The organism is Micromonospora sp. NPDC018662 (genome assembly GCF_044391475.1).
Classification (GTDB): Bacteria; Actinomycetota; Actinomycetes; order Mycobacteriales; family Micromonosporaceae; genus Micromonospora.
Window position 1 is genome coordinate 47898 of record NZ_JBISAC010000007.1, and the last position, 14440, is coordinate 62337.

General features: G+C 72.6%; 12 protein-coding genes. 6 read left to right on the forward strand and 6 right to left on the reverse strand.

Annotation, left to right across the window (positions count from 1 at the left end):
• Positions 1-101: 101 nt before the first annotated feature.
• On the reverse strand, positions 102-1532 hold the full coding sequence (gene sufB, locus ACH495_RS20275; RefSeq protein WP_181569380.1) for a Fe-S cluster assembly protein SufB: 1431 nt from the start codon (positions 1530-1532) through the stop codon (positions 102-104).
• Positions 1529-2266: a helix-turn-helix transcriptional regulator gene (locus ACH495_RS20280; RefSeq protein WP_396859282.1), complete on the reverse strand. Its 738-nt coding sequence runs from the start codon at positions 2264-2266 to the stop codon at positions 1529-1531. The genes sufB and ACH495_RS20280 overlap by 4 nt, the downstream gene beginning before the upstream one ends.
• A 116-nt stretch (positions 2267-2382) precedes the next feature.
• Here ACH495_RS20280 and ACH495_RS20285 point away from each other — a divergent pair, with 116 nt between their 5' ends.
• Positions 2383-3327, forward strand: coding sequence for a heme A synthase (locus tag ACH495_RS20285; RefSeq protein WP_396859283.1), 945 nt, complete (start codon positions 2383-2385; stop codon positions 3325-3327).
• Between the two features lie 66 nt (positions 3328-3393).
• Positions 3394-5061 (forward strand): right-handed parallel beta-helix repeat-containing protein, encoded by a 1668-nt coding sequence (locus tag ACH495_RS20290; RefSeq protein WP_396859284.1) that lies wholly within the window; start codon positions 3394-3396, stop codon positions 5059-5061.
• A 37-nt stretch (positions 5062-5098) separates the two neighbouring features.
• Here the strand turns inward: ACH495_RS20290 and ACH495_RS20295 are convergent, their stop codons facing one another.
• Positions 5099-5788 carry a lysostaphin resistance A-like protein gene (locus ACH495_RS20295; RefSeq protein WP_396859285.1) on the reverse strand — a complete coding sequence of 230 codons (690 nt, stop codon included), beginning with the start codon at positions 5786-5788 and terminating at the stop codon, positions 5099-5101.
• A gap of 61 nt (positions 5789-5849) precedes the next feature.
• Between ACH495_RS20295 and ACH495_RS20300 the strand changes: the two genes are divergently transcribed.
• Positions 5850-6464 carry a TetR/AcrR family transcriptional regulator gene (locus ACH495_RS20300; protein ID WP_396859286.1) on the forward strand — a complete coding sequence of 205 codons (615 nt, stop codon included), beginning with the start codon at positions 5850-5852 and terminating at the stop codon, positions 6462-6464.
• A 230-nt stretch (positions 6465-6694) separates the two neighbouring features.
• On the opposite strand, the gene ACH495_RS20305 is transcribed toward ACH495_RS20300, so the two are convergent.
• The 3 genes from ACH495_RS20305 to ACH495_RS20315 form a co-directional block, all read right to left on the reverse strand.
• Entirely contained in the window at positions 6695-7612 is a 918-nt protein-coding gene (locus tag ACH495_RS20305) for a RimK family alpha-L-glutamate ligase (RefSeq protein ID WP_396859287.1), read from the reverse strand.
• Positions 7613-7625: 13 nt separating this feature from the next.
• Positions 7626-7958, reverse strand: a complete 333-nt coding sequence (locus ACH495_RS20310; RefSeq protein WP_396859288.1) for a hypothetical protein — start codon at positions 7956-7958, stop codon at positions 7626-7628.
• 242 nt (positions 7959-8200) lie between these two features.
• Positions 8201-9160, reverse strand: coding sequence for a heme o synthase (locus ACH495_RS20315; RefSeq protein ID WP_396859289.1), 960 nt, complete (start codon positions 9158-9160; stop codon positions 8201-8203).
• Positions 9161-9425: 265 nt separating this feature from the next.
• Here ACH495_RS20315 and tkt point away from each other — a divergent pair, with 265 nt between their 5' ends.
• The 3 genes from tkt to ACH495_RS20330 all read left to right on the forward strand — a co-directional run bounded on the left by tkt (position 9426) and on the right by ACH495_RS20330 (position 14405).
• Positions 9426-11564, forward strand: coding sequence for a transketolase (tkt, locus tag ACH495_RS20320; protein ID WP_396859290.1), 2139 nt, complete (start codon positions 9426-9428; stop codon positions 11562-11564).
• Between the two features lie 16 nt (positions 11565-11580).
• On the forward strand, positions 11581-12759 hold the full coding sequence (gene tal / locus ACH495_RS20325; protein WP_396859291.1) for a transaldolase: 1179 nt from the start codon (positions 11581-11583) through the stop codon (positions 12757-12759).
• 77 nt (positions 12760-12836) lie between these two features.
• Positions 12837-14405 (forward strand): glucose-6-phosphate isomerase, encoded by a 1569-nt coding sequence (locus ACH495_RS20330; protein ID WP_396859292.1) that lies wholly within the window; start codon positions 12837-12839, stop codon positions 14403-14405.
• The last annotated feature ends 35 nt before the right edge of the window (positions 14406-14440 follow it).

Sequence of the window (14440 nt, forward strand, 5' to 3'; positions counted from 1 at the left end):
CTCTTCCTTGGTCTGTTCAGCGACGGCGGTGTCTTTAACCGGAGGGTGGGTCGGAGCCCGCGCGGCCCGGCCCGACGGGTCCGGGCCGCGCGGTCACGCGGTCAGCCGACCGCGCCCTCCATCTGCAGCTCGATCAGGCGGTTGAGCTCCAGCGCGTACTCCATCGGAAGCTCCTTGGCGATCGGCTCGATGAAGCCGCGCACGATCATCGCCATCGCCTCGTCCTCGCTCAGGCCACGGCTCATCAGGTAGAAGAGCTGATCGTCGCTGATCTTGGAGACGGTCGCCTCGTGCCCCATCGACACGTCGTCCTCGCGGATGTCGACGTACGGGTAGGTGTCGGAGCGGGAGATGGTGTCGACCAGCAACGCGTCGCACTTGACCGTGCTGCGGCTGCTGTGCGAACCCTCCAGCACCTGCACCAGGCCGCGGTACGAGGTGCGGCCGCCGCCCCGGGCGATCGACTTCGACACGATGGTGCTGCTCGTGTGCGGCGCCGCGTGCACCATCTTGGCGCCGGCGTCCTGGTGCTGGCCCTCACCGGCCATGGCCACCGAGAGCACCTCGCCCTTGGCGTGCTCGCCGGTCATGTAGACCGCCGGGTACTTCATGGTGACCTTGGAACCGATGTTGCCGTCGACCCACTCCATGGTCGCGCCCTCGTGGCACACCGCGCGCTTGGTGACCAGGTTGTAGACGTTGTTCGACCAGTTCTGGATGGTGGTGTAGCGGCAGCGCGCGTTCTTCTTGACGATGATCTCCACGACCGCGCTGTGCAGCGAGTCGGAGGAGTAGAGCGGGGCGGTGCAGCCCTCGACGTAGTGCACGTACGCGCCCTCGTCGACGATGATCAGCGTCCGCTCGAACTGGCCCATGTTCTCGGTGTTGATCCGGAAGTAGGCCTGGAGCGGGATCTCCACGTGCACGCCCTTCGGCACGTAGATGAACGAGCCGCCGGACCAGACGGAGGTGTTCAACGCGGCGAACTTGTTGTCGCCGACCGGGATCACCGTGCCGAAGTATTCCTTGAAGATGTCCTCGTGCTCGCGCAGCGCGGTGTCGGTGTCGAGGAAGACGACGCCCTGCTCCTCGAGGTCCTCACGGATCTTGTGGTAGACGACCTCGGACTCGTACTGCGCCGCGACGCCGGCGACCAGCCGCTGCTTCTCCGCCTCGGGGATGCCCAGCCGGTCGTAGGTGTTCTTGATGTCCTCCGGCAGGTCCTCCCAGGAGGTGGCCTGCTTCTCGGTGGACCGCACGAAGTACTTGATGTTGTCGAAGTCGATCCCGGTGAGGTCGGCGCCCCAGGCCGGCATCGGCTTGCGGCCGAACAGCCGCAGGCCCTTGAGTCGCAGGTCGAGCATCCAGGCCGGCTCGTTCTTCTTGGCCGAGATGTCCCGCACCACCGCCTCGTTCAGGCCACGCTGGGCGGCGGCCCCGGCGACGTCGGGGTCGGCCCACCCGTACTCGTAACGACCGAGGGCGGCGAGCTGCTCCTCCTGGGTCAGGGGCTGGACGATCTGCTCGGTCATCTATCTGTCCTCACAGTGGTGACGGTGGAACCGGACTGGGCGGGAATGTGCGTGGTGCACACGCCGTCGCCGTGCGCGATGGTGGCCAGGCGCTGCACGTGGGTGCCGACCAGGCGGGAGATCACCGCGGTCTCGGCCTCGCACAGCTGGGGAAACTCGGCGGCCACGTGCGCCACCGGGCAGTGGTGCTGGCAGAGCTGGCCGCCGGAGGCGATCGTGGACGCGTTGGCAGCGTAACCCTCGGCGGTCAGCGCCCCGGCGAGCGCCTCGGCCCGCGCGAGCGGGGCGTCGCCGGCGTCCTCCATGGCGGCCCGGCAGCGCGTCTCCAGCGCGGCGACCTGGTCGGCCGCGAACGCCGCGACCGCCTCCGCCCCGCCGGTGCGGGCGATCCACCGGAGCGCGGCGGTGGCCATGTTGTCGTAGTGGTGGGTGCCGCAGCGCACCCGGGCCGCCTCGGTCAGCACGAAGACCTTGGCCGGCCGGCCCCGCCCCCGGCTGCCGCGCACGGACTGCTCCCGGGCGACCACGTCACCGTCGGCGAGCATCGCGTCGAGGTGCCGGCGGATCGCGGCCGGGCTGAGGCCGAGCGCCGAACCGAGCTGCGCGGCGGTGGTCGCGCCCCGCTCCAGCAGAAGCTGCGTGACCCGGTCGCGGGTCGACAGGTCGGCGGGCGCCGTCGCGCCGGCGACCGTACTGGTCACCGACCCTTCGGACAGCGCTGCCGCGTTTTTCACAACAGCAACGTTACGTAATTCGCGCGGGGCCCGCAAACCCGGGGTCCGGTGATCCCGACCACCGGGGCGGCCGAGTCACCCGATCGGGATCAACTACGGTGCGTAGGATTCGCTAGGTGAAGCGTTCCGTCCGGTTCCCGGTCTCCCCCACGCTGCTGCGCCGGCTCGCGTACACCTCGATCATCGCGAACGTGGCGATCGTGGTCACCGGCGGGGCCGTCCGGCTCACCGCCTCCGGCCTCGGCTGCCCCACCTGGCCCCGGTGCACCGACGAGTCCTACACCACGACCGCCGAGATGGGCGTGCACGGGGTGATCGAGTTCGGCAACCGGCTGCTGACGTTCGCGGTGGGGATCATCGCGCTCGCCGTGGTGCTCGCCGTCCTCGCCCAGCGCCCCCGCCGCCGGGGGCTGCTGCCGCTGGCCGTGATCGTGCTGCTCGGCATCCCGGCCCAGGCGGTCCTCGGCGGGATCACCGTGCTCACCAACCTCAACCCCTGGGTGGTCGGGCTGCACTTCCTGGCCTCGATGGCGGTGATCGCGGTCGCGTACGCGCTCTGGCGGCGCACCGGCGAGCCGGACGGGCCGGTGACGCCGACCGTGCCGGCGCCGCTGCGTACCCTCGCCCGGATCACCGCAGTGGTGAGCGCGGCCGTGCTGGTGGTCGGCACCTGGGTGACCGGTAGCGGGCCGCACGCCGGCGACCACGGCGCGGCCCGCAACGGGCTGGACCCGGAGGCGATCTCCCAGGTGCACGCGGACGGCGTCTTCCTGCTGATCGGCCTCTCGGTGGCGCTGTTCTTCGCGTTCCGCGCGGTCGGCGCGCGGCGCGCCGCCCGGGCCGCCGCGGTGCTGCTCGCGGTCGAGGCGGGTCAGGGCGTGATCGGCTTCGTGCAGTACTTCACCAACCTGCCCGCGGTGCTGGTCGCCGCGCACATGCTCGGCTCCTGCCTGGTGCTGCTGGCCACGCTGGGCGTGCTCTGGGCCACCCGGGTGCGGCTCCCGGCCGCCCCGGCGGCCCCGGCCGCGCCCGCCGCCGAGCCGGTGGGCGCCGCCGCCTGAGCCGGCGTTACCACCCGGCGGGAGCGGGAAAGCGGCCACGGACCGCACGCCCGAGGGGAGCCGCCGGTGTCGCGCAAGGGCCTTGCCACGTCCACCCCGCAGCGGCTGACGCCGGTGGCCGGCGCGCCGCTGTGGTGCGACGCCCGCGAGCACGGCCTCGCCGGGGACGGGGTGACAAACGACCAGCCGGCCCTGGCCGCGCTGGTGGACCGCCTCGGCGCCGGGTACGACGCCGACGGCCGGGCCCGGGTCATCCACTGCCCGCCCGGCCTGTACTCGATCCGCGACGCCGGCACGGTCTGGCGCAGCGGGGTGTCCCTGATCGGCGCCGGCCCGGCCGCGACCCGGTTCCTGCTCAGCAACGAGGGCAACCGCGCCGACCCGGTGCCGCTGGCCTACTGGACCACGGTGCAGCACGGCGCGGACCGGGACCGGCACATCGCCGACTGCACGTTCGCCGACTTCGAGATCGACGGCTCCGGCGTGGGCCTGGCCGAGTACGACTACCTGGCCAAGGGCCTCGGCCTGCAGTACGTCGTGCGGGGCGTGTTCCGCAACCTCTACATCCACCACACCGGCGCCACCGGCCTCGGCTGCGACTTCCTCCAGGACAGCCTGATCGACGGCGTGGTCGTGGTGGGCTGCGGCCGACTGGACAACGGCCAGCAGATGGGCGGCGCCGGGATCGGGGTCGGCATCGGCGGCTGGGGCGCCGTGGAGCGCCTCACCATCGCCAACTGCACCACGGTCGGCAACGGCACCAACGGGATCTTCCTGGAACTCCAGAAGGACTACTGGGACCCGCCGCGCGGCATCCGCATCATCGGCTGCCACAGCCAGGCCAACCGGTTCGGCATCTCGGACTGGGGCGCGGACGGGCTGATCGTCTCCGGCTGCACCATGACCAACAACCTGGAGGCCGGCTTCGACGTCTCCGCCAACGGCACCGCCGGGGTCGCCGGGCGGGGCGGCCTGCTCACCGGCAACGTGATCGACTGCAACGTCGGCGACGGGATCAGCATGGGCAACACCCCCGGCCCGTACGCGGTGCAGGGCAACCGGATCAGCAACAACGGCGGGTACGGCTACCACGAGCACGACCTGGGCCACGGCTACCGGGGCGCGGCGGCGGACGTGGTGGTCCAGGACAACGACATCCGGGAGAACGCGCTGGACGGGATCCGGATCGACCGGCCGATGCTGGACGCGTCGATCGTCGGCAACCGGATCCGGGACAACGGACAGCGGTCCGCGCCCGCCCACCGGGGCTCGGGCGACGCGGTGCGCTACGGCCCGCGCGAGGTCACCGACGGCGGGGCGGACTGGCCGCCCGGCGGGCACCGGGGGAAGGTCGTCCGGGTCGGCACCCGGGACGCGGTGGTCGCCGACAACACCGCCGACCGGCTCTCCCTGGCCGAGGTACGCCCGGACGGCGCCACCGGCTGGAACGAGGCCACCCCGGAGCCCGGCTCGGCGTACGAGCTGCCCAGCGGGCCGCCGGCCTGCGCCGGGATCACCGTCGCCGCCCCGTTCGACTCCGCCACGGTGCGCGACAACCGGATCTGGCACCGGGACGCCGACACCCAGGCGTACGGGCTGTGGATCACCGAGGCGGGCAGCTGCGTGTCGTGCGTGGTCGAGGACAACGACCTCGCCGGGTCGGCGGCCGCGTTGCGGCTGGACACCCCGCCGATCGGCGGTCGCTGGGACCGCAACCACACCGACCGCGACTGAGCGGGCGCCTCAGCCGTTCTCGGCGGCCGTGGCGGGGTCAGCCGGCCTCGGCGGCGAAGGCAAGCACGATCAGGCTTCCGTTGCTGACCGCGTGGGCGACGATCGGCACCCAGAGGTTCCGGTAGCGGTGCAGCAGCCAGGCGAAGAGCAGGCCGGCGAGCAGCGCGCTGACGGTGTTGAAGACGCGGGGCAGGTGGGCCACGGCGAAGAAGGACGCCGACAGCACGATGGCCGCCACGGCGGGCAGCCGCGCCGCCAGCCCCTGGTAGAACACGCCCCGGTAGAGGATCTCCTCGTACAGCGGGGAGACGACGGCGCCGAAGACGAACGCGAAGACGAACTGGGCCAGCAGGCTTCCGTCCGGGTAACCACCCTCCCCACCGCCGCCGTCGACAAGCGCGGCGGGCAGGACCACCAGCAGGACGAGCGTGCCGACGGCCTTCACCACGCCCCAGCCGACACCGACCGCGACCTGACGGCGCCCGGGACGGTGGAGCACGAGTGGCCGGGCGAGCGCGCCGAACCGGTGGTGGACGACCGCGAGGCCGACCGCCAGCTGGGTGCCGTTGATCACGGCCCAGGCGATGCTCGACGACGCCATCTCCGACATGCCCAGGCCGGCCGGACCGCGGGCGACGAAGTCCGCCACCGCGGAGTTCGCCAGCCCGATCCCGACGGCGAACACGAGGATCAGGTCGAGCCAGCTGAACCGGCGGGTGTCGTCCATGCCGGCAAGATTAGATCGCTGACCTATATCGGTCAAATGACCGACCATCTATGATCGCAGCGTGCCCAAACTGGTGGACCACGAGGAACGGCGCCGGCATCTCGGCGCCGCCGCCTGCGTCGTACTGGCCCGCGCCGGCTCGGCCGGCCTGACCGTGCGGGCCGTCGCCGCCGAGGCCGGCATGGCCCTCGCCACCGCCCAGCACTACCTGCCGACCCGGGAACGCATGGTCCGGGCGGCCATCGACCACCTGGCCAGCCGGGTGGTGCGGCGGGCCCGCGCGATCCCCGCCGACCCCGTCACCGCCGAGGTGATCCGCCAGGCGGCCCGGGAACTCGTCCCGCTGGACGCCGAGCGCGCCTTCGAGGCCCGGGTCTGGCTCGTCCTCACCGCCGAGGCCCTTGTCGACGACGAGATCGCGGCGCTGCTGGCGGAGAGCGAGGCGGCACTGCGGGCGAACCTCGAACGGCTGCTCACGGCCGGCCGCGCGGCCGGCGAGATCGACGCCCAGGTCGACCCGCAGGCCGAAGCCACCGCGCTGGTCACCCTGCTGGACGGCATCACCGTACGGGTGCTGACCACCGGCCTGGACCCCGCCGGCGCCGACGTCGAGATCGACCGGCACCTCGCCCGGCTCGCCCCGCCACCCGGCCCCCCGACAGACGGACCGACATGACACCCATGCCGTTCCCACCACTGCGCCGGCGGACGGCGAGTGGAACACGGTGGGTGTCTGGGCCGACCTGAGACACCCATGGCGTTCCACCGACGGCGTCGACGGACGGCGAGTGGAACACGATGGGTGTCTCACGGTGGGGGCGGTCGCGGGCGGCGGGTCACGCCAGCGGTCGGACCGGGGCGGTCAGCGCCGGGACAGGGCGCAGACAGCGCCGGGGCAGGGCGCGGTCAGGAACGACGGGACAGGTGGGTGAGGACCGCGTCGGCGAGCCGGTCGGGCGCGCCCTCGGCGTACCCGACGAACAGGCTCGGCTCGGTCAGCTCCAGCTCGACCAGCACGGGCCCGCCGTCCGGGCCGGGGATCAGGTCGACCCGGGCGTAGAGCAGCCGGTCGGTGCCGCCCGGCACGGCGGCCAGCACCTTCCCCGCCACGGCCCGCTGGGCGTCGGTGGCGGTGCGGGCGTCGATCCGCTCCTCCTTGTAGAGCGCGGCCTCGCCCCGGTCCGGGCCGGTCAGCATCGGCCCCTTGCGGATCGCGTGGCTGAACGCCAGGCCGTCGGGGCCGGCCAGGAAGAGCAGCGCGGTCTCGCCGTCGGTGTCCACCGCGTCGAGGTACGGCTGGACCATGGCGACCCGACCGGCGTCGCCGAGCCGGCGCAGGTGCGCCGACGCCAGCTCGCGGTGCTCCGGGTCGGCCAGGTCGTAGCGCCCGGTGTCCTGGCTGCCGGCGCTGACCGCCGGCTTGAGCACGTACTCGCCGTCGGCGGGTGCCGTCCAGCTCTCCCCCGGCGCGACCCAGGCGGTCGGCACGGTGGGCACCCCGGCGCCGGACAGCTCCGCCAGGTAGCGCTTGTCGGTGTTCCAGGCGACCACGTCGGCCGGGTTGACCAGGGTCGGGACCGTACGCGCCCAGGCGACGAAGTCGTCGCGGCGCAACGCGTAGTCCCAGGGCGAGCGGAGCAGCACCAGGTCGTACCGGGACCAGTCGACGGCCGGGTCGTCCCAGACCGCGATCTCGACGGCCACGCCCCGAGCGGCGAGCGGGCCGAGCACGAGCCGGTCGTCCGGGTCGAGGTCGGGCAGGGCGGCGCAGGTGACGAGAGCGACCCGGGGTTTCCCCCGGGTCGACTGGTGGTGGTTGGTCATGCGGTTATGTGTGTCAACGGGCCATCGTGCGCCGGGCCATCGACCGCCAGAGGTCGTTGCTCGGACGCATCTGGTCCATCAGTTCACGCTCCCAAGCGTTTTCGATGTCGACCCCGGCCTTGACGCAGGCCTGCCGCGCGACGTCGGTGCCGTCGGCGAACTGGTCGGCCCACGCCCCGTCGGAACCCACGAGGACGATCCGTGCGCCGCGCTTGCCGACGTACTCGATGACCGCCTTCGCGCCGCCGTGCCCGGCGGCGAACGACTTGATGCCCGCGACCAGGCCGTTGGAGGCCTGCTCGGGGGTCTGATCAGCCGTCAGCGTCGTATCGGAACCATCTGCCATGACGCGAAGCCTAAGCAGACTTCCACCCGGATGTGCGAGAACCATGAACTGAATGTGATGCCAATTACCCACTGGTTTAAGGAGAACCACAGGCAATTTGCTCCCATTCATCCGTCATATGCGGACGAATCTCCCGCACAGGATCGTCACGCTCTGTCCGGCTTGTCCCCCCGTGAAGGAACGGAAGAAAATTTCTGATGAACCGTCTCACGTGCGGAAATCCCGCACGGGGTGAGAACCGCTCAGATCAGCGCGTCGAGGGCGACGGCGGCGAACAGGATGGTCAGGTAGGTCGTGGACCAGTGGAACAGCCGCATCGGCTTGACCGCCTCGCCGCGCGCCGCACGCCGGCACAGCTTGTGCGCCTCGACCACGAAGATGCCGCCCACCACCAGTGCGGTCACCCCGTAGATCGGGCTCATCCCGAGCGGCCAGACCGCCAGCGACGACAGCAGCGTCAGCCAGGAGAACGCGATGATCTCCACGTTGACCCGCCGGACCGACGCCACCACCGGCAGCATCGGGATGCCGGCCCGCGCGTAGTCGTCCTTGTACTTGATGGCCAGCGCGTAGAAGTGCGGCATCTGCCAGAAGAAGACCACCGCGAACAGGCCCCAGGCGGCGGGCGCCAGCGAACCGGTGACCGCGGCCCAGCCGATCAGCACCGGCGCGGCCCCGCAGGCGCCACCCCAGAACGTGTTGGCGGCCGTGGTCCGCTTCAGCCACAGCGTGTAGACCAGGTCGTAGTAGGCGATCGCGGCGAGCGTCAGGCCGGCCGCCAGCCAGTTGGTGGTCGCCGCCATCAGCGCCACCGACACCACGGCCAGCACCAGCCCGAACACCAGCGCGTTGCGCGGCGACACGGTGTGCGCGGGCAGCGGCCGGCGCTTGGTGCGCCGCATCAGCTGGTCGATGTCGCGGTCGATGTAGCAGTTGAGGACGCTGGCCGCGCCGGCGGCGAGCGAGCCGCCGACCAGCACCACGGCCACCAGCCACAGCGACGGCATGCCGCCGTCCGCGAGCATCATCGCCGGCACGGTGGTCACCAGCAGCAACTCGACGATCCGCGGCTTGGTCAGCGCCACGTACGCGGCCACCACGGCCCGTACGTCCCGCCGGCCGGTCGCCGGCGCCTCCGCCACCGTGCCCACCGGCGACTTCACGGCAGGGTTGCTGACGGGGCGCTCGGTGATCATGCTCACGGATTGCCACCTTCCGGCTTCGGCAGGGGAGATCGATCGGCCCGGACCCGAGCCCGGGTCCACACACCGCCCCACACACTACGCGTCGTCGTTTTGGCTGCCCCGCAGACCCGGCAACGGTGCGGGCCGTCACACCTCGGGTTGAACGACAGGTCCCCCCGGAAACGTAGGAGTCAGCATGCCGAGATCCCCGGGCGGACGTTTAGCGCCGCTCGATAGGGTCATCGGTGAGGGTTCCGCCCATCTGCCGAGGAGCACAACCATCGTGGCTGCGAAACGACCCGAGCTTCCCGCTCTCAACTGGTCCGACCTCGACCGCAGGGCCGTCGACACGGTCCGCGTGCTGGCCATGGACGCCGTGGAGAAATCCGGCAACGGCCACCCGGGCACGGCGATGAGCCTCGCCCCGGCGGCGTACCTGCTCTTCAACCGCGTCATGCGGCACAACCCGGCCGACCCGAACTGGCCCGGCCGGGACCGGTTCGTGCTGTCCGCCGGGCACTCCAGCCTGACGCTCTACATCCAGCTCTTCCTCGCCGGCTACCCGCTGGCCCTGGACGACCTCAAGGCGCTGCGCCAGTGGGGCTCGCTCACCCCGGGCCACCCGGAGCACGGCCACACGCCCGGCGTGGAGACCACCACCGGGCCGCTGGGCCAGGGGCTCGGCAACGCGGTCGGCTTCGCCATGGCGGCCCGCCGCGAGCGGGGCCTGTTCGACCCGGAGCCGGACCGCGCCGACTCGCCGTTCCGGCACGACATCTGGTGCATCGCCTCCGACGGCGACATCGAGGAGGGCATCACCCACGAGGTGAGCGCGCTCGCCGGCCACCAGCAGCTCGGCAACCTCTGCGTGATCTACGACGACAACGAGATCTCGATCGAGGACGACACCCGGATCGCCAAGAGCGAGGACGTCGCGGCCCGCTACGAGGCGTACGGCTGGCACGTGCAGACCGTCGACTGGCGCACCGGCGACGCCGACCAGGGCGACTACCACGAGGACGTGGAGGCGCTCTACCAGGCGCTGCTGGCCGCCAAGGCGGAGACCGGCAAGCCGTCGTTCATCGCGCTGCGCACCATCATCGGCTGGCCCGCGCCGAACAAGCAGAACACCGGCAAGATCCACGGCTCGGCGCTCGGCGCCGACGAGGTCAAGGCCACCAAGGAGATCCTCGGCTTCGACCCGCAGCAGACGTTCCAGGTCGACGAGGAGGTGCTCAAGCACGCCCGCCAGGTGCTGGAGCGCGGCGCGCAGGCGCAGGCCGAGTGGGACACCCGGTTCGACGCCTGGGCGCAGGCCAACCCGGAGCGCAAGGCGCTGTGGGAGCGGATGGCCACCCGTACCCTGCCGACCGGCTGGACCGACGCGTTGCCCACCTTCCCGGCGGACGCCAAGGGCGTCGCGACCCGGGCCGCCTCCGGCAAGGTCCTGGAGGCGCTCGCCCCGGTGCTGCCGGAGCTGTGGGGCGGCTCGGCCGACCTGGCCGAGAGCAACAACACCACCATGAAGGGCGAGCCGTCGTTCGTCCCGGCCGGGCACGCCACCAAGGACTTCCCGGGCGACGAGTACGGCCGCACGCTGCACTTCGGCATCCGTGAGCACGGCATGGGCGCGATCCTCAACGGCATCGCGCTGCACGGCGGCACCCGCCCCTACGGCGGCACGTTCCTCGTGTTCAGCGACTACATGCGCCCGTCGGTGCGGCTCGCCGCGCTGATGAAGCTGCCGGTGACCTACGTCTGGACGCACGACTCGATCGGTCTCGGCGAGGACGGCCCGACCCACCAGCCGATCGAGCACCTGAGCGCGCTGCGGGCCATCCCCGGCCTGGACGTGGTCCGGCCGGCCGACGCCAACGAGACCGCGTGGGCGTGGCGGCAGGCGCTGGAGCACACCGACCGGCCGACCGCGCTGGCGCTCAGCCGGCAGGCGCTGCCGACGATCGACCGCGCCGAGTTCGGCTCCGCCGAGGGCACCGCCAAGGGCGGGTACGTGCTGGCCGAGGCGTCCAACGGCAAGCCGCAGGTGATCCTCGTCGGCACCGGCTCCGAGGTGCAGCTCTGCCTCACCGCCCGGGAGCGGCTGGAGGCCGACGGCACCCCCACCCGGGTGGTGTCCATGCCGTGCCAGGAGTGGTTCTTCGCGCAGGACGAGGCGTACCGGGAGTCGGTGCTGCCGCGCGGGGTAAAGGCACGGGTGAGCGTGGAGGCGGGCATCGCGATGTCCTGGCGAGGGATCGTCGGCGACAGCGGCGAGAGCGTGAGCATCGAGCACTACGGCGCGAGCGCGCCCCACTCCGTGCTCTTCGAGCAGTTCGGGTTCACCCCCGACCGGATCGTGGCCGCCGCGCACGCGGCGCTGACCCGGGTGGGCGACATCACCGGTTTCACGACCGGCAACTGAGGGGAGCGTGGACGGCATGACGGACAGGCTGAGCGAGCTCCAGAACGCCGGGGTGGCGATCTGGCTCGACGATCTTTCCCGGGTACGACTGAGCTCCGGCGGGCTGGACAAGCTGCGCCGGGAGAGCCACGTGGCCGGCGTGACCACCAACCCGACGATCTTCGCGAAGGCGCTGAGCGACGCCGACGAGTACGACTGGCAGCTGCGTGACCTCGCCACCCGCGACGTGGACGTCGAGGAGGCGGTCCGCATGCTCACCACGTACGACGTGCGGTGGGCCTGCGACGTGATGCGCCCGTCGTACGACGCGAGCGCCGGCGTGGACGGCCGGGTCTCGATCGAGGTGGACCCGCGCTCGGCGCACGACGCGGACAAGACCGCGGCAGAGGCCAAGGCGCTGTGGTGGCTGGTCGACCGGCCGAACCTGTTCATCAAGATCCCGGCGACCGAGGAGGGCCTGCCGGCGATCACCAAGACGCTCGCGGAGGGGATCAGCGTGAACGTCACGCTGATCTTCGGGCTGGACCGCTACTCGCAGGTCATGGACGCGTTCCTGGCCGGCCTGGAGCAGGCGCAGGCCAACGGGCACGACCTGTCCAAGATCGGCTCGGTCGCCTCGTTCTTCGTCTCCCGGGTCGACAGCGAGGTGGACAAGCGGCTGGAGAAGATCGGCTCCGACCAGGCCAAGTCGCTGCGCGGCAAGGCCGCGGTGGCGAACGCCCGGCTGGCGTACGAGCGGTACGGCGAGGTGTTCTCCTCCGCCCGCTGGCAGAAGCTGGCCGACGCCGGCGCCCACCCGCAGCGGCCGCTGTGGGCCTCCACCTCGACGAAGAACCCGGACTACCGGGACGTCATCTACGTCGAGGAACTGGTCGCCCCCGGCACGGTCAACACCATGCCGGAGCCGGTCGTGCACGCCTACGCCGACCACGGCGAGACCCGGGCCGACGCGATCACCGGCGCGTACGACGACGCGCGGCAGGTCTTCGCCGACCTGGAGTCCGTCGGCGTGGACCTGGCCGACGTGATCGCCACGCTGGAGCGGGAGGGCGTGGAGAAGTTCGAGGCGAGCTGGCTGGAGCTGCTGGAGGGCGTGAAGAAGTCCCTCGCCGAGGCCGCCAAGGGCGCCGGCAGCCCGCACCAGGCCGCCGAGGGCAACGCGCAGAACGCCCAGCGGGCCGGCGGCAACGCGTGACCGACGGCGTCCGACGCGTCCCGGGGCAGCGCCCCGGGACGCGTCCCGCCGTACCGTGGAACGGGTGAGGTGATCACGTGGACGACCTGCTCGCCGGTCCGGCGGATGTCGCCGCCGGCCTGGCCGTGCACGGCGCGGACGCGGTGGACCGCTCCGCGCGCGTCGCGCTGGTCGCCCACGACGTCCCCGCGCGGCTGGCCGCCAAGGACCCGACCCTCTGGGGTCCCGGGGCCGAGGCGGCGGCCCGCACCCGGCTGGGCTGGCTGGACACCCACTGCCGCAGCCGGGAGTTGCTCCCCCAGCTCGCCGAGCTGACCGCCGAACTCGGCGACCTGGACCACGTGGTGCTCGCCGGCCCCGGTGGCGTCACGCTCGCCGCCGAGGTGATCGCCGACTGCCTGGGCCGGCCGTTGACCGTGCTCGACACGGCCGATCCCGGGCCGGTCCGGGCGGCGCTGGCCGACCGGCCGACGCGTACCGTGCTGGTGCTCGCCGGCCGGGACCTGGACCGGACCACGGACGCCCACCTGCGGGCCTTCCGGCAGTCCTGGCACGACGCCGGGCCGGAGGCGGCCCGGCACGTGGTGGTGGTCACCCCGCCCGGCTCGGCGTTGGAGGCGCTCGCCGACGAGCTGGGCGCGGTGGTGATCCCGACCGACCCGGAGGCGGACGGGCACTGGTCCGCGCTCACCGCGACCGGCCTGGTCCCGGCCGCGCTGGCCGGCGCGCCGGTGACCGAGCTGCTGGACGAGGCCGCGGCGCTGGCCGGCGCGCTCGACCGGGTTCGGGACAATCCCGGTCTCGCGCTCGGCGCGGCAGTGGGCGCGGCGGCCGACGACGGCCGGGCCACCGTGGCGCTGGTGCCCGACGGCACCGGGCTCGACGGGTTGCGCCACTGGGCCGGCGCGCTGCTCGCCGCCGCGACCGGCGGGCGGGTGCTGACGGTCCCGGCGGAGTCCCCCGACGCGCCCGGCGCCGTCGGCCCGGACGTGCTGACGGTCGGCCTGGGCGGTGCGCTCGTCGCGGGCGTGGGGCCCGGCGTGGCCGCCGACCTGGCGGTCAACGGGCCGCTCGGCGCCCAGTTCCTCACCTGGGAATACGCTGCCGCGATCGCCGCGGTGACGCTGCGGGTGGACCCGTTCGCGGAGCCGGCGGGCACCCCCGGCGACGACGAGGCGGCACCGGCGGGCGGGCCGTCGTCGGTCGACGGCGCGATCGAGGTGTACGCCCCGACCGGCGCCCCCACCGACCTGGCCGGCGCGCTGCGCTGGCTGACCGACGGGCTGGACGCGGACGAGCACCTCGCGGTCACCGCCTACCTCGACCGGCGGGTCGACGCGACGGTGGCCGGGCTGCGCCCGCTGCTGGCCCGCGCCGCCGGGCGGCCGGTGACCTTCGGGTGGGGCCCCCGCCATCCGCACCACAGCGACGGGCGCGCCCGGCACCTCCAGATCACCGGTGCGGTCACCGATGATCTGGACGTGCCCGGTCGCCCGTACACCTTCGCGGAACTCCAGGCGGCCCAGGCCGCCGACGACCGGCGGGCCCTGGCCGGCCGGGAGCGACCGGTGCTGCGACTACACCTGACCGAGCGGGCGGCCGGCGTCGCCCAGCTGCTGGATACGGCCGGACGGACACGTACGTGACGATCAATGACCTGGAATCAGTGGACCGAGATGCA

Excerpts from the sequence above, each read along its gene's own strand:
- sufB (WP_181569380.1), bottom strand. The coding sequence starts at position 1,532 with ATGACCGAGCAGATCGTCCAGCCCCTGACCCAGGAGGAGCAGCTCGCC.
- ACH495_RS20295 (WP_396859285.1), bottom strand. The coding sequence starts at position 5,788 with ATGGACGACACCCGCCGGTTCAGCTGGCTCGACCTGATCCTCGTGTTC.
- ACH495_RS20305 (WP_396859287.1), bottom strand. The coding sequence starts at position 7,612 with ATGACCAACCACCACCAGTCGACCCGGGGGAAACCCCGGGTCGCTCTC.
- ACH495_RS20310 (WP_396859288.1), bottom strand. The coding sequence starts at position 7,958 with ATGGCAGATGGTTCCGATACGACGCTGACGGCTGATCAGACCCCCGAG.
- tal (WP_396859291.1), top strand. The coding sequence starts at position 11,581 with ATGACGGACAGGCTGAGCGAGCTCCAGAACGCCGGGGTGGCGATCTGG.